The following is a 19,407-nucleotide window of genomic DNA, read 5'->3' on the forward strand; positions in this document are numbered from 1 at the left end:
GCCGCTCGCGGCGGGCCGCTCCCTGATCCGGCCTGACCCGAACGAAGGACCGTAGCGGTCCAGCAATCGCCCCACCCTGGCGTGGAATCCGGGTCCTGGACGAGGATCCCGGAGCGGTGCTGCCGGACCTGGTCTTCGCCGGGTGGCCGTGCCGGCGGAGCAGGGTGAGCCCGCCGACGAGCCCGTCGAACCTGCGCCGGGAACCCTCGAGGCTCATCGCGCAGTAGGCCGGATCCTCATTTCCCGTGCCGGCCTGATCCGAACGAAGGACCCGAAGGGCTGTTCCGCCAGGGACTACGGCACAGCCCTTGCACCAGGCCGTCAGTTCATCCGGGCGATCCGCCCCTTCTCCCCCGCCGCCCAGCAACCGCCGTCCTGCGTGCAGTCCACGGTGTCGTACGAACCCGTGTCGACGGTGTGCCAGGTGCGGCCGCCATCCGTCGTCAGGTCCGTCCCGGTCGGTCCGACGGCGAGTGCCGTGGAGCGGCTGTGCGGGACCCAGACGACGCCGGAACGGTAGGCGGTCGGCGGGGTGGTGGAGCGCTGCCAGGTCCGGCCTCCGTCGCCCGTGACAGCCGCGGCGTCCGGAGAGGCCTGGCCGGCGCGGTAGTCGCCGCCGACGGCAATGCCGTGCGTACGGTCGCGGAAGGCGAGACCGAAGACGCCGCGGGCCGGGTCCCCGGCCGGGATCGTCGATTCGGTGGCCGTCCAGGTAAGCCCCCGGTCGGCGGAGTGCAGCACCCGTGCGGTGGCCGCCCCGCCGGTCGCCAGCCAGACGTCCTTCGGTCCCGAGCTGACCAGGCACTGGCCGCTGGCGGCGAAGCCCGCCTCACCCGCCTGGGCGGCCGGCATCCCCGCTGTGGGCAGTACGTTCCAGCTGCGGCCGCCGTCCGCGGTGGACAGGATCCGGTACCTGCCGTCGACGGGATCGCTCATGGCGAGCCCGTGGCGGCTGTCGAAGAAGGTGAGGCAGTCGTAGAAGGCACGGGCATCGGTATTGCGGAAGGACTCGGTCCAGGTCGCTCCACCGTCGTCCGTACGGAACACCCGCGACGCCTCGCCCTCACCGATGGCCAGCGCCACCGCACGCCGCGCGTCGAACGCCTCGATGTCACGGAATTCCAGTGCCGCCTCCGCCGCTCCCGCCGGCGACACGTCGCGCCAGTGACGGCCGCCGTCGGAAGTACGCAGCACCGTGCCCTTCGAGCCCGCGGCCCAGGCGGTGCGGCGGCTGACGGCGGAGAGGCCGCGGAAGCGTGCGTCGCTTCCCGTCTCCGTGAGTGTCCAGCCCGCCCGGTCGCCGGGTCCGTGCCGCTGCCCCGGCGCGGCCTGCGCTGCCGGCGCGACCAGTGCCGCGGTCAGCGCCGCCCCGCACAGTCCCCATGCCATCAGTCGTGTCGTCTTCCCCTTGGGCCTCATGGCGCAGGAAGCTAACCCACGGGCAGTACGCCGTCCAGAGTGCGCTGCCGCCACGCGGGCACGTGCATCGAAGGGGGTGCGGTGCGGTGACGCAGCTCACCCCCTCGCCCGTGCACGGATCAGGAAGTTCCGTCGTCTCTGTCAGTGCCGGGAACCGTTCATCTGGCCGCAAGAGGGAGCAGGTCTTGTCCAGTGTTATCGAGCAGTCCGTGCAGGCCCGCATGGTCGCATCCGCGCCGCGGATGGAGACCCTTCCCGCCACTCTGCAGTACGACCGGAGGGATCCGTTCGCCGTGCGCATGGCCTTCCCTGCCCCGGCAACCCTGGAGGGCACCGAGGTGTCCTGGGAGTTCTCCCGCGAACTGCTGGCGACAGGAATCGAAGGACCGGCCGGGGTCGGGGACGTACGGATCAGGCCGTTCGGCTACGACCGTACGGTCCTGGAGTTCCATGCCGCCGAGGGCATCGCCATGGTGCATGTCCGCACGGCGGAACTGCGTCGCTTCCTCAGGCGCGCCGAGGAGCTGGTCCCGTCGGGGCAGGAGCACCGCTTTCTGGATCTCGACCGGAGTCTGACGGACCTGCTCGGCGGAGCGTGCTGAGCCCGGTCAGTCGGTCTTCACCGCTTTGACCTCCACCAGGTTCCGACCGTCGCAGTACATCACCGCGGCGGAGGTCGCAGCGGGGAAGGCCATGCAGTCCGACGTCCAGCGTCGGCGCACCGCGCCGTCGTAGCCGACCAGCAGTAGTTTCCGCCCGACCTGGAAGAGGCCCTCCACCACTTGCCGGGCCCCCGCCCCCAGCGCCTTGGTCCGCTTCCGGTCGACCAGGGCGGCGTCGAGCGGGCGGTCGGGGCGGCCGGGGGCGCGGATCAGGTCCGGGGAGCCCCTGCCGTCCGCCGCGACCACGTACGCCCCCACGGCGAGCCGCCGGGGGCTGCGCTCCGGGCCGAAGTACGGGTCGAGGACCAGGGCGCCGCCCCGCTCGGGCAGCACCAGGTCGTAGGCGGTGTTCAGAGGCAGGCTGGGGTTCCAGCGGCACCCGGTGTGCGGATCGCGTGCGGCCTGCGGCTGGTCCCAGACGAAGTCGTACCGCCACCCCTTGTGTTCGTCTCCCCGCGGAGCGGCCGCCAGAACCGTCGCCCGGCAACTCCCCCTGGCCGGTGCGGTGACCAGGAAGGTCCGGTAGCTGAACCGGGCGACCCGGTCGACGGTCCCGGCCGGAGGGCGCAGACCGGGGATCCACTCCGGGCGGTGCGTCTCCTCGTCCAGGGTGCCGACCCGGTCCTTGCCGATGACCAACGGCTCGCACAGCCCGGGGGTGGAATCGCGGCCGCCCAGCGCGTCGGCGCCGCACGGGGTCAGTACCCGGTACGCCCCCGGGATCCGGCGGCTCCACTGCCGTGTCCCGCGGTGGACGTCCCAGGCGGTGAACCGGCATCCGGCCCCGGAACAGGTGGCCGCGCCGATCACCGGCCTGGTGGTGCCGGGCAGCGCGATGACCCGGCTGCCGGGCGGCAGGGTGTGCCTCCAGAGGAGGGCGCCGCTGCTGGGGTCGGCAAGGGCGACGGCGGTCGGATCCGTGCGGCCGGTGCGCCCGCCGATCAGCACGATGCCGTACGGGAGAGAGACCGCCGAGTGAGGCCGGCCCGGCAGCCGCGAGGTGATCGCGAACTCGGCGGGAAGGGCTGCCGTCCAGCCCTTGACCGGAGCGCGCACGCCCTTCTCACCCTCCTGCGGGATCCGGGCGAGCTTACGCCCCTGGCCGATGAGCCCCTCCTTGGCCACGAGGAGCGACCAGCTGCCGTCCGGCCCCGGCGGGACGGTCAGCGGAATGCGCCGCTGCTCGGAGGGGACGGACACGCCGTCCCCGAACCTCGGTGGCTGCGGTCCGAAGCAGCCGGTCAGCACCGCACCGGCGCAGAACACCGTGAGCATCCTCAGGGCTCTGCCCGTCCAGCGACCCGTCATTGTGCGGCCCCCGATCCGCCGCACGCACCGGCGCGGCCGGGATCAACATAAATCGATTGCCGGGGCGCGAGGTCCCGTCGTACCGTTTGTGACGTCCTTGTTGTCGTCGGATCGGAGAAGGACGTTGCTCGTCTGAGGTCGTGAGACACCGCGTTGCGCGCCGTGTCCGGACAGTGCATGCCCGTTCAGGTCTGTCATGTCTGTCATGTCTGCGCGCCCGAGTGTGACCTCAGCTCTTCGAGCCGTCCTCCGCAACCGGGGCTCCTCCTTGGCCATGTCCGTGGAACGCCCGTGACCGGTGTCTCACCCGTTGCCCCCTGCCCTTCCTCGCAACCGGGAGATCCGTATGTCTACCCCCCTGACTCATATCGCCTGCTCGTCGCTCTCCTTCGCCTGGCCCGACGGCAGTGCGGTCTTCGACGACTTCCAGCTGGCCGTGGGCCCCGGCAGGACCGGCCTCATCGGCCTCAACGGCTGTGGAAAGTCCACCCTGTTGCGGCTGATCGCGGGTGAACTCACCCCCACCGAGGGCCACATCCGGACCCGGGGCGAGATCGGGTATCTGCCGCAGAATCTGGTCCTGGACACGGCGCTGCGGGTCGATGCTGCCCTGGGCATCGCCGGCACCCGGGCCGCTCTGCACGCCATCGAGGCGGGTGACGTCCGCGAGGAGCAGTTCGCGGCCGTCGGCGACGACTGGGACGTGGAGGAGCGCGCCCGCGCGACGCTCGATCATCTCGGCCTCGGTCACATCGGGCTCGACCGCACGATCGGCGAGATGTCGGGCGGCGAGTGCGTGCTGCTGCGCCTGGCCGCGCTGCTACTGGCCCGCCCCGGGGTGCTGCTGCTCGACGAACCCACCAACAATCTGGATCTGTACGCGCGCAGGCGGCTGTACGAGGCGATCGGCGCATGGGCGGGTGTGCTGATCGTCGTCAGCCATGACCGTGAACTCCTGGAGCGGGTCGACCAGATCGCGGATCTGCGGGACGGATCGGTCACCTGGTACGGCGGGAATCTCTCGGAGTACGAGGAGGCGCTCGCCGTCGAGCAGGAGGCGGCCGAGCGCATGGTGCGGGTAGCGGAGGCCGACGTGCAGCGCCAGAAGCGTGAACTGACCGAGGCACAGGTCAAGTTGGCTCGGCGCAAGCGCTATGGACAGAAGATGTCGGACAACAAGCGCGAGCCGAAGATCGTCATGGGCAACCGCAAGCGGGCCGCCCAGGAGTCGGCCGGCAAGCATCGCCTGATGCACGCCGGAAAACTGGCGGAGGCGAAGGAGCGCCTCGACGACGCCGTCGAGGCGGTGCGGGACGACGACGAGATCAGGGTCGAGCTGCCGCACACCAAGGTGCATCCGGGCCAGGGTGTGCTCGTACTGCGCGATCTGGAACTGGCGTACGGAGCACGGGTGAGCGGCGGGTTCGACCTGCGGGGCCCCGAGCGGATCGCGTTGGTGGGCCGCAACGGCGCGGGCAAGACGACGCTGTTGCGAACCGTTGCCGGTGAGCTGGCACCGGTATCCGGCGAGGCCACACCTCAATTGCCGCTGGGCTTTCTGCCGCAGCGTCTGGATGTGCTCGACGACGGACTGAGCGTGGTGGAGAACGTGGCGCGATTCGCACCGAATGCCACGGGCAACCGGATCAGGGCGAGGCTGGCGCACTTTCTGTTCAAGGGGAGCCGGGCGGACCGGCCCGTGGGGACGCTGTCGGGCGGGGAACGCTTCCGAGCGGCACTGGCGGCGCTGCTGCTGGCCGAACCGGCACCGCAGCTGCTGATGCTGGACGAGCCGACGAACAATCTGGACATGGCGAGCGTGCGTCGGCTGACGGCGGCTCTGGAGTCGTACGAGGGAGCGCTGATCGTGGCGAGCCACGATGTGCCGTTCCTGGAATCGCTCGGCATCACGCGCTGGCTGCTGCTGGACGGCGAACTGCGTGACACCACGGCCGAGGCGGTGGCGACGGAGCTCTGAGCCGTGGGAGATGCGGGGGAAAGGCGGAGGCCGGGGCTACCGGTGGAGTGGGCCCGGCTCCTGCAGTCGCCGGCCGGAGTCAGTGCGGGAGGGAACTCCCGGTCCCCCTGCCCTGCGGGTCGACCGCGGCGGCGAGCAGCCATATGCTCTCGCTGCGGCGCTCGCGACATTCCTCGGACTTCTCGGCCGATCCGTGGGACGGATGCTGTTCGCAGAGGAATCCGCAGGGCATCGAACCGCCGGTGGACGCGGAGCAGCATGTCCCGGTCCGGCGCCGCAATGCCTCGGCTCGACACGGTGCAGCTCGACTCCTCGCACGGCTCGATGCCGCTCGATGCCGATATGTAACTGCGCCGCTACCGGGGATCGTTGGAACGACTGCGGACACTTGCTCCACCGGTCCAGGAATCGCGCCACGTCATCCGAGGCGTGGCCGAGGTGGCCCGCCCGCACCCCACCCCGAAGCCTATGGAGGGAACCACCCGTGCCCAGCAGAAAAGCTCTGGTCCGCCGCCCCGACCCACGTCTCGCCGAGGGTCTCGTCACCCATGTCGAGCGCACCCCCGTCGATGTCCGCCTCGCCGTCGAGCAGTGGGAGCGGTATGTCGCCGTCCTCGGCGAGTACGGATGGGAGACGGTCGAGGTGAAGCCGGCGGGCGGATACCCGGACAGCGTGTTCGTCGAGGACACCGTCGTGATGTTCCGGAACGTGGCTCTCATCGCCCGGTCCGGCGCGGAGTCCCGCCGGGGCGAGACGGCGGCCGTGGAGGCGACACTGGCCGGGCTCGGCTGCTCGGTGAACCGGGTGAGGGAGCCGGGCACGCTGGACGGCGGCGACGTCCTGAAGATCGGCGACACGGTCCTTGTCGGGCGCGGCGGTCGGACGAACGCGGAGGGTGTACGGCAGCTCAGATCCGCGTTCGAGCCGCTGGGCGCCCGTGTCGCAGCCGTGCCGCTGACCAAGGTGCTGCATCTGAAGTCCGCGGTGACGGCGCTGCCGGACGGCACGGTCGTCGGGTATCCACCCCTGGTTGACGAGCCGTCGCTCTTCGGCCGTTTCCTGCCGGTTCCGGAGGAGGCGGGCTCGCACGTGGTGCTGCTCGGTGGCGGGAATCTGCTGATGGCCGCGAGCGCGCCGAAGACCGCGGATTTGTTCGCGGGGTTCGGATATTACCCCGTATCAGTTGATATCAGCGAGTTCGAGAAACTGGAAGGGTGCGTGACCTGCCTCTCCGTACGCCTGCGTGACCTGCAGACATAACAGTACGTAGTCGGATTTCGCGCGGGCGGGGTTGGCGGGGGCCTTACTCCCCCTTTAACCTACGGTCTCGTAACCTACGAAGCCGTAGGTACTTCTCCCGTCCCCAGGAGCCCCCGTGACGATCACCTCTCCCCACCTCGGCAGTTCAAAGGCGTGGACCGACGCCCAACTGCTGTACGCCCTGGAAGAGGTGGTGGAGAAGGAGCTCAACCGCCATCTCAAAGTCGCCAAGGACTGGATGCCCCACGAGTACGTCCCCTTCTCGGACGGCCGGAATTTCCCCGGCATCTTCGAGGACGGTGAGGCGTGGCAGGCCGACCAGTCCAAGGTCACCGACATCGGCAAAATCGCACTGGTCGTGAACCTGCTGACCGAGGACAACCTCCCCAGCTACCACCACGAGATCGCCTCCCTGTTCGGCCGTGACGGCGCCTGGGGCACCTGGGTGCACCGCTGGACCGCGGAGGAGGGCCGGCACGGCATCGTGATGCGCGACTACCTGCTCACCTCGCGCGCCGTCGACCCGGACAAGCTGGAGCAGTTCCGCATGGCGCACATGGCGGAGGGATTCGAGTCCGACAACCGGCACTCGATGCTGCACTCCGTGGCGTACGTCGCCTTCCAGGAACTCGCGACTCGCGTCTCGCACCGCAACACCGGCCACCAGTCGGGCGACCCGGTCTGCGACCGCATGCTGGCCCGGATCGCCACCGACGAGAACCTGCACATGGTCTTCTACCGCAACCTTCTCGGCGCGGCCTTCGAGCTCGCCCCGGACCTGACGATGCAGGCCGTGCGTGACGTCGTGGTCAATTTCCGGATGCCCGGTCACGGCATGCCCGGCTTCGAGCGGGCCGCAGCACAGATGGCGATCGGCGAGATCTACAACATGCGGATCCATCACGACGACGTGATCCAGCCCGTGCTGCGCTACCTGAAGGTCCTGGACATCGACGGGCTCGGCCCGGACGGGCTGAAGGCGCAGGAAGAACTGGGGCTCTTCATGGGTGGGCTGGACAGCGAGGCGGCCAAGTTCGACGAGAAGCTGGCCACGCGCAAGGCGCGGATGGCCGCCCGCGCGAACGCCTGACCCGCCGGCTTCGCGGAGGCCTGGGCCCCAGGCCTCCGCGAAGCGCCTGACCCACAGCCCGCACGGCACCCGACGGCCCACGAGCCCGCTCACTCGTGGGCCGTCGTCCCTGTGTGACGTGGCATCACGCACATCGGGTCCGCGACGCAGACACGGGGCACCTCATCGAGCAGCGCGGCATCCGCGGTGACGAGCGAGCCATGGATCGGGCGAGCCGGTCGAGTGCGGTCACCACAAGGGTGTCATCGGCCCGGCACGCAGCGAGTGCCTCACGAATTCCGTCGACCTGCGGCAAGATTGAGCCGTGCCGACTGAGTCAGACAGGATTGAGCTGAGCGAACACGAACTTCGTGAAATCGCGGGCTACGCGGCTGATTGTGCGAGCAGGGCGCTGTCGATCTTCGAACAGAGTTTCCCTGCTGACACGCGCCCTCGTGACGCCATCGACGCAGCACGCGCTTTCGCTGGGGGCGGCCGGCGCACGGCCGCTCTGCGACAGAGCGGCTGGGCGGCGTTCAGAGCGGCACGAGAAGCCGATTCACCCGCTGCGGTCGACGCGGCACGAGCGGCAAGCCATGCGGCTGGCGCCGCGTTCCTTCATCCCCTGGCAAACGCTCATCAGGTGAAGCACATCCTCGGTGCGGCAGCGCATGCGGCGCGTGCCGAAGAGTTGGCGTCCGGAGAAGACCGGAGTGTCACTGCGGGGACCCTCGAATGGGCGTGTCATCACGCACCACCGTCGGTCACCGCGGTGCTCGGCCGTTTTCCCGCCGCACCTCCCGGAGGCGGGCGCGTGGGAGAGTTCATTCGCGATCTCGACGCCGCTCTCCGCACCTGAGGGCGATCAGATGGCAGAGGCCCGCAGAAGGATCCTCCATGAGACGCCGCCGGCGTGGAGCAGGCGGTCGAAGCGCGCGTGTGAGGTGGTCCAATACAGGACTCTGCGTGGTCCGGTGTTGATGCGGTCGGCGATCGTGGTCAGGTCGTGGGCGGTGAGGGTGCGCAGGTCGGTGCTCTTGGGCAGGTACTGGCGCAGGAGCCGGTGGGTGTTCCCGTCGGTGGCGGGGCAGTGCCGGCTGAGGCCGTCCTCCCAGATGTGGGCTCGCCTTCATCACCTCTGCCACCTCGATCGTCAGCGAACGGCTCCGCGAATTCTCCCGACGCCGCCCGGACGTCCAGGTCAAGCTTCACGACGGCTTCACCGTCGACGTCCTGGCGGCCCTGGAGCGGGGGACAGCCGACGTCGGGATCGTGCGGGATGCTGAGGAGCGAGACGACATCGACCTTTCCCTACTGGCAACGGAACGGTTCGTCGCCATCATCCCCGCAGAGCACCCCGCCGCGGGGGGTGACCATGTAAAAGCAGCGGCGCTGGCCGCTGACCCGCTGATCCTGTTCCCGCGTTCAGCAGGGGCTCACGCGTTCGACGTGAACACGCAGCCGTTGCGGGACGCCGGCATCGACGTCCAGGTCGGGCAGGAGTGTTCGAACTGGCACACCATCATCATGTTCGTGGCCGCCGGCCTCGGCGTCACCATCGCCCCCTACAGCGTCACGTCGCTGCTCCCCGCAGGCGCCCGAAGGCTCGAACTCGACGGGCCTCCTGCAGTGAGCCGAATTTTCGTGGCCACCCGCCGCGGAGACAGCCGTCCCCTCGTACAAGCGTCTCTAGAACTCTGTGTGTGCCTGTGGTTTCCGGGCTTTTCGGGCGCGGCGTGGCCGTGTGCGGTCGCCTGGGCGGGGTCCGATCCTCGGGGTGAGGGGGTGGACTGCGGTGGCGTGCAGGTGGTGGAAGCCGGTCCGCTCGGCGGCGCGGGTGCGTCGTCGACAGGTTCTGCGTGAGAGCCGCGTGCGTCCGGGTGGAGGAAGGTCTTCTTCCGGCCGTACATGGGCGGGTACTCCATGACCTGGCACCGGCCCGGTGGGGGTGGGTGTCTGGGTGTCATGCCCCGCCGGACGCTGGACCATCCCGGTGGGGGTGGTGGCGGGGACCGTACGCGCGTCGGGCATACGGCGGGAAGTCTTCGGGCCCGGGGCCTGCCCTTGGGCGGCGTGCCGGGTGTCTCGGCCACCAGGGCCAGTGGGCCTGCTGGGGGTGGGGTGACCCTTGCCCGGGGTGGTCTTCGGCCCGTCCGGGCGGGGCGGGGCCGTCTCTGCTCGGTGTTGGCGGCGCATGCGGCGGGTGGTCTTCTTCGGGCGGCGGACCGGGGTCACGGTGCCGTCGACGGTGGTGCGGATGGTGCGGGTGTGGGTGGTGGGGTCGGTGGTGGTGTGGGTCTGGGCGAGCAGGCCGCGGGAGACGATCCGGCGGGCGGCGGCATGGTCGCGGTCCATGGACAGCCCGCACCGGGTGCAGTGCGCCCATCTCCAGCCGCGTTCGGCCAGCCGGTCGGGGGCGGGGTGGTGGGTCAGGGCGCCCAGGCAGCCGGGGCACAGCTTGGAGGTCCCGCGGGCCGGGACGGTGACCACCGCGATGCCCGCCTTCGCGGCCAGGTGCCGCATCGCCTCGGCCACCGTGCCGCGCACCTGCCCCGACAGGCGGGCATTGCCACGTCGGTGGCCTCGGGCTTCGAGGGTGGCGAGGTCTTCGAGGTAGATGACGCTCGCGCCGAGCGCTGCCGCCTGGTCGACGGCCCAGCGGGCCGCCGCCCGGGCCAGTGCGTCGTTCAGGTGCCGGATCCGGGCACACACCCGCCCGTGCTCGACCTCCAGCACCCGGGCCCGATCGAGGTGTTCGCCCCAGCGAAGGTGCGGGGAGCCGAGGCCGTCCGCGAGGGCCCGGTGGTGATCGCGCTTGGCGGCGAGGTGCTCGCGGACGCCGCGCAGCCGGTGCAGGGTGGCGCTGACGGTGGTGGCGTCGAAGATCAGGGGCCGCCCGTCGGTGAGAACCCGCCGGGTCTGTCCTTTGCCGGTCAGGCGGCCGAGCGTGCCGGTGAGCAGGGTGCCCACACCCCAGTCGAAGCCGAGTGCCACGGTATGCCCGCTCGCTTTGGTGGCCGGGGCGGGCCGGGAGTGCGGCAGGTCCACCGCGATCCTCCCGGCCCGGGTGGGGCGCAGGGTGGGGGTGTGCAGCACCGAGTCCACCCCGACGGTGCCGGGCAGGCGGATGTCGATCACGTGCCAGGCCCAGTCACGGCCCGAGGCGGGAGCCGCACACAGCGGAAGCTTGAGACGCAAACGGGCGGTGGTCTCGTCCACCCTGGCCAGGGTGACCTGCTGGCGGTCCATCGCGGCAAGCAGCACCAACTCGCCGACCTGCGGCGGTCCCCCAGCACGCACAATCCGGCGGGCCGGTACCCGTGCTCGGCCACGTACGCACGGATCTGGCGGGTGCGGTTGCGGATTTCGGCACCGCTCACACCGGCGGGCAGCAGCTTCCGCAGCGCCGCCCACTCCGCCTCGGTGCGCCGCCTCGGATCGGTGGGCCAGGTGGCCAGGATCGCGGTCACGATGGTGCGCCGGTGCAGGGCCAGACGCAGAGCCCGGGCCGCGTACTCCTCGGCACCGCGGCGCACCCGGTCCGACACATACACCCCGGCCGGGAGTGTGACGGCCTGCGGCCAGTCCAGGCGGCGCATCGCCATCCACCCCTTGGACGGCAGCGCCTCGCCCCGCTCGTCCGCCCCGGCGGCCAGCACGTCCAGGGAGTCCTCGTCCCACCGCGAAGCCACCAGAGCACCGGTCAGCGCCTGACTCAACCGGGCCCAAAACCCCACCCGTTCGAACAGCAAGCCCTGCCCGACCCGCTCACCGCTGCTCTCCAGGACACCACGGAAGGCGGTACAGGTGGCCGTCGCCATCAACCTGGCCACACCCATCCCCCCTTCCTTTTCCGCACGATCCCGGTCAGTCCCCCGAAGCGGCCACCCCCGGCGCTTCGATCGGACTAACGAACGACCCTCACACAAGGACATGGCCTTACCGTGTCCCGTCGAAAGGGGGGTGCCGGTCACGGCGTGATGTCGGTCCGGCCCGGGTCGTTGGGGTGGGACTCGAGCGGGGTGATGTCGAGCGACATCCACGAGCGCAGCGGCAGAGTGCCAAGCACCTTCTCGTGGAGCTCCTTCTCATCGGCGGCACGCCATACGCCGATGCTGCGCAGTTCGCCGACGGGGCGCCACAGTCGCGCCAGGTTGCCGGTGGCGGCCAGTTCCCCGGCTCGGACGGCCTCGGCGGCGCGACGCCGGTCGATCTCGTCCTGGCTGGTGCCCTCGGGAATGGAGGTGGTGATCTCGACCAGGAACTCGCGCATAGTCCTGCTCCGTTCGGTGGGGCGCCCGGCTCGGGCCGGCAACGCCACTGGTGTGGAAGGCGGTGTTGTTCTCGGAAGGTGAGCGGCAGCCGCGTCGGACGGTGGCGGACTCGCCGGGCGCCGCACCGACCGTCCGGTTCGCCCGACCGTGGCCACCGAACGCCTTGCACAGGCTGTCGGGACCCTTGGTGAAGTCCTCCCGGCCTTCGGCACGTACGGGAATGCCCGTGCCGTCGCCGATGATCCCGGTGCCCGGGCCGCCTGGTAGCCGGTGAGGGCCGGGTCGCCGCCCGGCAGCGGGGTGCGGGCGCCACAGACGTCGCGGCCCAGGGCATCACAGGCGGGGCCGTTCGGCAACCGCAGGCCCCCGACCTCGATCAGCGCGGTCGGTCCGCCGACCAGTCGCACCGTGCCCGGCTGCCGGGCGCCGCCGGGAACCGGTGCGGTGACGAGCTGCCGGGTTTCCATGTCCCCATCGTGTGCCTGCCACCAGGGCCGATGCCACGACCGGCTTCCTCCCTGCTGGTAGGCGCCGCCTGCCACCGGACGTAGCATGGCGAGCGTGGAGCTGCGCCAACTGCGGTACTTCGTCGCGGTCGCCGAGGAACTGAACTTCGGCCGGGCCGCCGAGCGGCTCCTGATCGCCGGGCCTTCCCTGTCCCAGCAGATCAAGGCGCTCGAACGCGACCTCGGCGTGAGCCTGTTCGACCGTGACCGCCGCTCGGTGTCCCTCACCCCGGCGGGTGCGGCCCTGCTCCCGCACACACGCGCCCTGCTGGAACGGGCCGACGACCTCCGGCGCCGAGCCGGCCGGCTGTCCGGATCGGAGCCGGTCCGGCTCGGATACGTCAACTGGCTTCCGGCAGACCTGGTCGCCCGCACCTCCGCGGTGGCCCAACTCCACGTCGACGCGTGGATCGCCCCCTCCCACACACAGGCCGCCCTTGTCGCCGACGGCAGCCTGGACCTCGCGGTGTGCCGGGTGCGGACCGAGGACCTGGAGCGGCTCGGCCTCCAAGCCCGGCTCATCGGCGCCGACCGCCTCTACGCCGTTGCCACCGGCGATGACACCAACGACGTGCACACAGGACACCATCGTCCTCCTCGACGACGACGCCACGTCCTGGTGGTCCTGGAACGTCTACGCCGAACAATTGGCCCACGACACCGGGGCCCGCACAGTACACATCTCCGACAGCCGCATCACCGGCCCTGCCTTCTTCGACCACGTCCGCCGCAGTCGCCGCCCGGTCATCAACTCGCCCAAGGGCCAGGCCTCCCCTCTGCCGCCCGACCTGGTCCAACGCCCGGTCGTCACACCGGACGTGTACTGGACCTGGTCCCCGGTCCAGCGCGCCGGCGAGGTCCGCTCCGCGGTACGCGCCGTCGTCGACGTGCTCTGTGACGGCGTCGGCGACCTGGGAATCCACGCCCCGGGCGCCTGACTGCCCGACGGCGACGCACACAGGCAGTAGGCAGCCCTGCTCCCCCGCCGAAGCGGGCCCGGGGTACCGGCCCGACGGCTCCGTCCACCTGGGCCGGGAGGCTGCGTCTGCCGGCTGCGAAGAAGCAGGTGCTGGAATCGACCCTGATGCCAGTTGACTCATTCTCGACCGGTCACCTACATTTAAATAGCCGACCGGTCGGCTAGTAGCAACCACTTCAGTTTCGGAGACGGTCATCATGAGCACTCAGGGTCAAGGCCGCAGTCGTCATCGGCGCCTCGCCACATGGTCGTCGAAGCATACGGAACCCGGCCCGCCGACAGCCGGCACAGGCTTGCTGCATGCGACGGCCGAACCTGCGGCCGGCGTCATGACCGGCCCGACCCAACAGCCCTGAACTCGATTCCACCCGACAGGAGAACCCCGATGAACAGCACGACAGACAGCGAAGCGATCCTGCGCGGTGTCCTCGACCAGTGGAAGTCAGCCGTCGACGGGCACGAACCGCAGCGGGTCGCCTCCCACTTCACCGAGGACGCGATCTTCCAGGGCCTGCACCCCTACAGCGTCGGCCGGCAGGGCGTCGCCGACTACTACGATTCCCAACCCCTCGGGCTGACGGCCGCGTATCGGATTCTCGAAACCCGGCGGCCCGCCAGCGACCTCGTGCTCGGTTACCTGAGCGTCGACTTCTCGTTCACCGACCGTCCCACGCTCGGCGTCAATCTCGGCGTACTGGTCAAGCGCCTGGAGGACGGCTGGTACATCAGTCACTACCAGGTGTCCCGGCTCGATTGATTACTGCCGGTCGGCCGGAGCACCACCGGGCAACGGCGATGCCGGCCTCCGCGACGGTGAGGGCCGGCCTGTCCGGTGGTGCGTCAGTTGATCCCGGTCGTCGCCCTCCGGCGGGGCCGCAGTGCGCGTGCGGTCACCCTTCACCAGTCCGCTTCCCGGTAGTCCTTGAGGAAGACGCCTGAGACGGGCGATCCCGCCTCGCCACGCACGATCGGATCGTAGACGCGGGCGGCGCCGTCCACGATGTCGAGCGGGGTGCGGAAGCCTCCGGCGGCGATCCGCTCCTTCTTCGGCACTGGGTTCTCGTCGGTGATCCAGCCGGTGTCGACGGCGCACATATGGAGCCCCTGAGCGGCGAGTTCGGCGCCGCTGGTGCGGGTCAGCATATTGAGGGCGGCCTTCGCCATGTTGGTGTGCGGGTGGCCACCCGTCTTGTTCCGTACCGCGAACCGGCCCTCCACCGCCGTCACATTGATGACGTAGCGGCGCGGCCGCGGGGAAGCCAGCAGGAGCGGGAGCAGCCGGTCGCAGAGGAACGCGGGGGCCAGGGAGTTGACGAGCTGCGTCTCCAGGACTTCGGCGGGGTCCAGTTCGCCGATCCGCGCGGACCAGGAGTTCACGGGTGCGGTGTCCGGCAGCAGGCCGGCCTCGTCGACGCCGGGAAGCAGCCCCGATCGGTCGACACCGTCCGGCAGTTCGGTCTGCTCGGCGTCGGGGAGCACCAGCGCCAGTGCGCTCGACGCGGAAGGCCCTTCGAGGGCGGTCATGGCCGCGTATCCGGGTGCACGGAGCACACCGGCGGGCAGTGATCCGTACTCCCCCGCCGCCAGCAGCGCGTACGACCCGGGCGGGCGGCGAACGGTCTGGGCGGCGTTGTTGATCAGGATGTCGAGCGGCTCGCCCGTATCCCGCAACTGCTCGCACAGGCCGAGGACCTGGCGCGGGTCACGGAGGTCGACGGCGGCGACGGTGAGCCGGTCGAGCCACTTCGGGCTGTCGTGGACGGCCCGGAAGCGGCGCAGGGTGTCGTGCGGGAAGCGGGTGGTGACGACGAGTTCGGCGCCGTCCCTGAGCATCATGAGCGCCAGCTGGAAGCCGATCTTGACCCTGCCTCCGGTGAGCAGGGCGCGGCGTCCCGAAAGGTCGGTGGAAAGCGCGCGGCGGGACCTGTTCTCCGCCGCGCAGTCCGGGCAGAGCAGGTGATAGAAGGCGTCGACCTGCCGGTACGGGGTCTTGCAGATGTAGCAGCGGCGGGCCCGCGCCAGTGTTCCCGCCGGACCGGCGGAAACCGCGCCGGGGTCCAGCGGGGCGTCCTCGCGCCGGTCGGCCGCGCCGGTCGCCGTCGCCGAGGTCACGGCGGCGTCGGCCTCGGTCCGCCGCTCGCCGCGGATTCTGCGACGTCCCAGCCGGCCGTCGCGGGCGAACGAGGAGGCGACCTGTTCCGCGCGGAGCCGGGCGGGGTCGTCGACGGGCAGTGCCCGGAGTCGGCCGACGAGGCGGTCGAAGGCCGCCAGCTCCTCGTCCGTGATGCCGCTCTCCATAGCTCCGCCCCCTCGTGGTCCCGACCGGATTCGAACCGGCGTCCTCCCGCATGCCATGCGGACGCGACTGCCTCTGCGCTACGGGGCCCCGAGGGGGCGACCTGCCAGGACGGCCGGATTCGAACCGGCGTACCCGCCTTGGCAAGGCGGTGCGCCTGCCTCTGCGCTACGTCCGGGCATTGGGGAGATCTTAACCATCTGTCACCCGTGCGTCGTCACGAATTATTTCGGCCACCCGCTCGGCGATGGCGACGGTGAGCGCGTGGGTGTGGCCGCGGGTGATGCGCGGCATGACCGAGGCATCGACCACCCGCAGTCCCGTCACGCCGCGTACCCGCAGCCGGCCGGACTCCGGATCTCCGGCTTTTGGTCACGCCCTCCCGACTCGACGAGCGCGACCCGGACCGTGGGGTCATCGGAGAGGCGCGCGACCGGCACGCAGCCGGCCGATCCCGCCCCGGCGACGATGTAGTCGCAGTCTCTCGACTCGGCCCCCTGGAGATGCGGACTCAGGACTGCGGAGGGCTGAACTGTAGTACGCGTCCGAGAAGTTCAGGCCCGGTCGCGCTCAACTCTGCGCAGCCGCTCCCGCTCCTTCTCCGAAAGTCCGCCCCAGACGCCGAACCGTTCGTCGTTGTCGAGGGCGTACTCCAGGCATGCCACCCGGCCTTCGCAGGCGTTGCACAGCTGCTTCGCCTCACGTGTGGAGCTGCCGGGGGCAGGGAAGAAGAACTCGGGTCCCGCTTGCGCGCAGAGCGCCGTCTCCTGCCAGGCGAGTGCGGGGTCGGTCACGGTGTTGATCAGCATGGCGCACACAGTGCCCGGTCGCGATAAACGACTGATCAACGCCGCATCAATGCGTGCTCCGTGCGCCCTCCGGTCAGCTTTCCGACGCGTCCGAGCTCGTGATCACGGCGAACTGCGCCCCGTACGGATCGGCGACGTTGGCGAACTTGCCCACGCCTTCCATCTCCATCGGCTCCAGCGTCAGTTTGCCGCCCAGCCGCTCCACGTCCGCGACCGTGGCGTCGCAGTCGTCCACCTCGAAGTACGGCAGCCAGTGCGGCCCCAGGACACCCTGGGTCGCAACGGCGTCGAGAGGTACGAGCCCGCCGAAATCGGCATGCTCGCCGCCGCCCTCGGTGCGGATCAGAGTGTAGGACCCACCGCCGCCGGGGTACGCAACCTGATGGGTCTCCCACCCGAAGACTCTGCCGTAGAACGCGGCGGCAGCGGGCACGTCCGGGGTGTACAGCTCGGCCCAGCAGAGCGAGCGCGGCACGCCCACCACGCCCAGGCCGACGTTCTTCTTCGGCTGCCAGGTCCCGAAGTACGCGCCGCCCCGGTCCGTGAAGCCGCCCATCCGACCGAAGTCGAGGACATCCATCGGCTGGAAGGGCACCGCGCCACCGGCCTGCTCGACCGCCTTGGCGGTGGCATCGACATCGGGGGTCTGGAAGTAGACCGCCCAGGACGACTTCGCCTGCTCCGGGGTGACGGTCATGGCGCCCGCGACCGATTTCCCGTCCAGCATGAACACCCCGTACCCGCCGGTCTCGGGACCGCCGGGAACGAAGTCCCAGCCGAAGAGGCCCTGGTAGAAGGTGGTGGCCCGGTCGAGGTCGGGCGTGCCGAGATCGAGCCAGTTGGGGGATCCGGTGACAAAACCGGTGGTGAGCATGGTGCGCTCCTTCAGCGAGTCCCGCGTGTGCACTGCAGGGGTTTCTCCTGACCATCCGAGTCTTGCACCAGGCACCGACAACCGCAGACTGCGCAACGCGGGAAACCATTGCGCCTCGGCCCGGCCCTCCCGGACGGCGGATTCGTACTGGCGGAGAGCCGCAGCACCATCGACGGGCAGCACGTGCAGGTCTTCGACGCGCTGGGACGGTCGTCCTGGACGTTCCGGATGGGCGACGCCATCGAGCATCGGATCGCCGACGAGGCGGGTGATCTATGGGTGGGCCATTTCGATGAGGGGGTCTGCGGTGATCCACTCAGCCATCCCGGTCTGCGCCGCTGGAGCAGCACCGGCGAGCCGCTCTGGTCGTTCCGCCCCGGCCCCGGGCTCATCGACATGTCGGACTGCGTGGCGCTGAACGTCGACGGCCTGACTGCCTGGGCCTGCCCGTACATGCACTACCCGCTGATCGAGGTGTGCGGCGACGGGACCGTACACGTGCGCCCCACATCGGTGCGCGGTGTGCGCGGTCTCGCGATCTCGCGGTGAAAGGCGAGCGGGTCGTCCTCCTGACCGGCAACGGGACGCTGGAACACGGCCGGTTCACCGAGACGGCTGTCGAGCCGGAAGAGCGAGGGACGCTGCTGGCCCGGCCGGACGGCGGCGTGCCGGACCGGAACGCGGTCGTCTGCCGTGGCTCGCGTATCTATCTGCGGGAGCGCAAGGGCACGGACTGGTCGGTGTTCGACCTCAGCACGCAGTACCGCGGCAATCCGCCCCTCGTACGTATCGCGGTCGGCGGGGTCCTGCTCGGTGATCCGTCAGCGGACGAGGTGTTCGCTCACGGCCGGGAGCGTACGGCACGGCCCCCGCCGACCACGCAGACTGTCCGCCTACCCCCGCCGCACCCCCAGTGCCGGCAGCACGGTCTCCGCCACCCGGTACGCCTCTTCCAGTAGCGGATTGCCGGAGAGGATGAACGTGTCGACGCCGAGCTCCTCGAACTCCTGGAGTCGCTCCACGACCTGTGCCGTGGAGCCGACGACTGCCGTGCCGGGGCCGGGGCGGAACAGGCTCATGCCGGGCCACATGTTGGGGTGCACCTCCAATTCCCGTGCGTGTGCGGGGACCTTCCCGCCGTGCTGGCGGAACTGGCGCTGCCAGCCCACCCCGTCCTCGCCCGCCCGGTCCCCGAGCCGACGGGCGTACGTCGCCTCGCTCGTGACATCGAGCAGCCGGTCGGCCGCCGCCCAGGCCTCGTCCTCCGTGTCACGGACGATGAGATGGAGCCGCAGTCCGATCCTGAGGGTCCGGCCGTAGGCGACGGCGCGTTCCCGGACCCGGTCCAGCTTCTCCTTCAGCAGGTGCGGGGGCTCGCCCCAGGTGAGGAACACATCGACGTGTTCGGCCGCCATCTCGATGCCGGGGGCGGACGAGCCGCCGAACCAGAGCGGGATGTGCGGGTCCTGGACGGGCCTCAGCTCCCGGAAAGAGGCGCCCGCGTTCCTCAGGTCGTAGAACCTGCCCTTGTGGTCGAACACCTCCCCCGATGTCAGCCGCTTCACGATCGACCAGTACTCGGCGCTCAGTTCGTACCGCTCGTCATGCTCGACCTGGAGTCCGTACTCCTGGAGCGCTTTCGTGGAGCCGTTGACGACGTTGAAGCGCAGCCGGCCACCGAACAGCGTGTCGAAGCTGAGCGCCATCTTCGCCAGAAGAGTGGGTGAGATCAGCCCCGGGTGGACGGCGAGGAGCGGCTTGAAGTGGGTGCTGGTGGACGCGGCGAGGGCGCTGCCGAGCGGCCAGACGTCATACAGGTCGGTGGCGAGCAACGCCCCGCTGTAGCCGAGGCGTTCGACCGTACCGGCGAGCTGGGTGAGATAGCCCAGGTCGACCGGGCGGCGCCCTTCGGGCTCCCAGGGGTAGGCGCCTTCTCGCGGAATGATGTACCAGAGGACTTCGGTCGCCATGT

General features: G+C 70.3%; 18 protein-coding genes, 2 tRNA genes and 3 pseudogenes. 10 read left to right on the forward strand and 13 right to left on the reverse strand.

Going from position 1 to position 19,407, the window contains the following annotated elements:
• Positions 1-321 precede the first annotated feature (321 nt).
• A complete protein-coding gene (locus tag OG395_RS13360; protein ID WP_327243114.1) occupies positions 322-1,389 on the reverse strand; it encodes a WD40/YVTN/BNR-like repeat-containing protein in 1,068 nt (355 codons plus the stop codon).
• A 215-nt stretch (positions 1,390-1,604) separates the two neighbouring features.
• On the opposite strand from OG395_RS13360, the gene OG395_RS13365 reads away from it, so the two are divergent.
• A complete protein-coding gene (locus tag OG395_RS13365; RefSeq protein ID WP_327243115.1) occupies positions 1,605-2,021 on the forward strand; it encodes an SsgA family sporulation/cell division regulator in 417 nt (138 codons plus the stop codon).
• 6 nt (positions 2,022-2,027) lie between these two features.
• Here OG395_RS13365 and OG395_RS13370 read toward each other — a convergent pair whose 3' ends face one another.
• A complete protein-coding gene (locus OG395_RS13370; protein WP_327243116.1) occupies positions 2,028-3,356 on the reverse strand; it encodes a hypothetical protein in 1,329 nt (442 codons plus the stop codon).
• A 379-nt stretch (positions 3,357-3,735) separates the two neighbouring features.
• Between OG395_RS13370 and OG395_RS13375 the strand changes: the two genes are divergently transcribed.
• The 3 genes from OG395_RS13375 (at position 3,736) to OG395_RS13385 (ending at position 7,718) form a co-directional block, all read left to right on the forward strand.
• Positions 3,736-5,367, forward strand: a complete 1,632-nt coding sequence (locus OG395_RS13375; RefSeq protein WP_327243117.1) for an ABC-F family ATP-binding cassette domain-containing protein — start codon at positions 3,736-3,738, stop codon at positions 5,365-5,367.
• 484 nt (positions 5,368-5,851) lie between these two features.
• On the forward strand, positions 5,852-6,628 hold the full coding sequence (gene ddaH, locus OG395_RS13380; protein WP_327243118.1) for a dimethylargininase: 777 nt from the start codon (positions 5,852-5,854) through the stop codon (positions 6,626-6,628).
• Positions 6,629-6,743: 115 nt separating this feature from the next.
• Positions 6,744-7,718, forward strand: a complete 975-nt coding sequence (locus OG395_RS13385; RefSeq protein ID WP_327243119.1) for an acyl-ACP desaturase — start codon at positions 6,744-6,746, stop codon at positions 7,716-7,718.
• 124 nt (positions 7,719-7,842) lie between these two features.
• Here OG395_RS13385 and OG395_RS13390 read toward each other — a convergent pair whose 3' ends face one another.
• Positions 7,843-8,013, reverse strand: coding sequence for a recombinase family protein (locus tag OG395_RS13390; protein ID WP_327243120.1), 171 nt, complete (start codon positions 8,011-8,013; stop codon positions 7,843-7,845).
• 9 nt (positions 8,014-8,022) lie between these two features.
• Between OG395_RS13390 and OG395_RS13395 the strand changes: the two genes are divergently transcribed.
• Both OG395_RS13395 and OG395_RS13400 read left to right on the forward strand, forming a co-directional pair.
• The gene (locus OG395_RS13395; RefSeq protein ID WP_327243121.1) at positions 8,023-8,556 is read left to right on the forward strand and encodes a putative immunity protein; all 534 of its coding nucleotides are present in this window, start codon (positions 8,023-8,025) and stop codon (positions 8,554-8,556) included.
• Positions 8,557-8,846: 290 nt separating this feature from the next.
• A pseudogene (locus OG395_RS13400) lies at positions 8,847-9,338 on the forward strand (LysR family substrate-binding domain-containing protein); the annotation flags it as partial.
• Positions 9,339-9,386: 48 nt separating this feature from the next.
• Here the strand turns inward: OG395_RS13400 and OG395_RS13405 are convergent.
• The 3 genes from OG395_RS13405 to OG395_RS13415 all read right to left on the reverse strand — a co-directional run bounded on the left by OG395_RS13405 (position 9,387) and on the right by OG395_RS13415 (position 11,970).
• Positions 9,387-10,946, reverse strand: a complete 1,560-nt coding sequence (locus OG395_RS13405) for a zinc ribbon domain-containing protein (protein ID WP_327243122.1) — start codon at positions 10,944-10,946, stop codon at positions 9,387-9,389.
• Entirely contained in the window at positions 10,832-11,536 is a 705-nt protein-coding gene (locus tag OG395_RS13410; protein WP_327243123.1) for a hypothetical protein, read from the reverse strand. Before OG395_RS13410 ends, OG395_RS13405 begins: the two co-directional genes overlap by 115 nt.
• Before the next feature lie 131 nt (positions 11,537-11,667).
• Positions 11,668-11,970, reverse strand: coding sequence for a muconolactone Delta-isomerase family protein (locus OG395_RS13415; RefSeq protein ID WP_327243124.1), 303 nt, complete (start codon positions 11,968-11,970; stop codon positions 11,668-11,670).
• A gap of 553 nt (positions 11,971-12,523) precedes the next feature.
• On the opposite strand from OG395_RS13415, the pseudogene OG395_RS13420 reads away from it, so the two are divergent.
• Both OG395_RS13420 and OG395_RS13425 read left to right on the forward strand, forming a co-directional pair.
• Positions 12,524-13,415 (forward strand): annotated as a pseudogene (locus OG395_RS13420) (LysR family transcriptional regulator).
• A 426-nt stretch (positions 13,416-13,841) separates the two neighbouring features.
• Positions 13,842-14,213 (forward strand): YybH family protein, encoded by a 372-nt coding sequence (locus OG395_RS13425; protein WP_327243125.1) that lies wholly within the window; start codon positions 13,842-13,844, stop codon positions 14,211-14,213.
• Between the two features lie 140 nt (positions 14,214-14,353).
• Here OG395_RS13425 and OG395_RS13430 read toward each other — a convergent pair whose 3' ends face one another.
• The 6 genes and pseudogenes from OG395_RS13430 to OG395_RS13455 form a co-directional block, all read right to left on the reverse strand.
• Positions 14,354-15,754, reverse strand: a complete 1,401-nt coding sequence (locus OG395_RS13430) for an SDR family NAD(P)-dependent oxidoreductase (protein ID WP_327243126.1) — start codon at positions 15,752-15,754, stop codon at positions 14,354-14,356.
• A gap of 15 nt (positions 15,755-15,769) precedes the next feature.
• Positions 15,770-15,842, reverse strand: a tRNA-Ala gene (locus OG395_RS13435).
• Positions 15,843-15,858: 16 nt separating this feature from the next.
• Positions 15,859-15,930: transfer RNA gene (locus OG395_RS13440), tRNA-Gly, on the reverse strand.
• A gap of 14 nt (positions 15,931-15,944) precedes the next feature.
• A pseudogene (locus OG395_RS13445) lies at positions 15,945-16,100 on the reverse strand (GMC oxidoreductase); the annotation flags it as partial.
• Between the two features lie 206 nt (positions 16,101-16,306).
• Positions 16,307-16,561, reverse strand: coding sequence for a WhiB family transcriptional regulator (locus OG395_RS13450; protein ID WP_327243128.1), 255 nt, complete (start codon positions 16,559-16,561; stop codon positions 16,307-16,309).
• A 73-nt stretch (positions 16,562-16,634) separates the two neighbouring features.
• Complete coding sequence (locus OG395_RS13455) at positions 16,635-17,435, reverse strand: VOC family protein (protein WP_327249325.1); 801 nt, start codon at positions 17,433-17,435, stop codon at positions 16,635-16,637.
• 108 nt (positions 17,436-17,543) lie between these two features.
• On the opposite strand from OG395_RS13455, the gene OG395_RS13460 reads away from it, so the two are divergent.
• Both OG395_RS13460 and OG395_RS13465 read left to right on the forward strand, forming a co-directional pair.
• A complete protein-coding gene (locus tag OG395_RS13460; RefSeq protein WP_327243129.1) occupies positions 17,544-17,984 on the forward strand; it encodes a hypothetical protein in 441 nt (146 codons plus the stop codon).
• Complete coding sequence (locus OG395_RS13465) at positions 17,981-18,394, forward strand: hypothetical protein (protein WP_327243130.1); 414 nt, start codon at positions 17,981-17,983, stop codon at positions 18,392-18,394. Before OG395_RS13460 ends, OG395_RS13465 begins: the two co-directional genes overlap by 4 nt.
• Here the strand turns inward: OG395_RS13465 and OG395_RS13470 are convergent.
• Entirely contained in the window at positions 18,329-19,405 is a 1,077-nt protein-coding gene (locus OG395_RS13470) for an LLM class flavin-dependent oxidoreductase (RefSeq protein WP_327243131.1), read from the reverse strand. The genes OG395_RS13465 and OG395_RS13470 overlap by 66 nt on opposite strands.
• Between the last annotated feature and the right edge of the window lie 2 nt (positions 19,406-19,407).

The sequence above is a fragment of the Streptomyces sp. NBC_01320 genome (assembly GCF_035974375.1).
GTDB lineage: Bacteria > Actinomycetota > Actinomycetes > Streptomycetales > Streptomycetaceae > Streptomyces > Streptomyces yanii.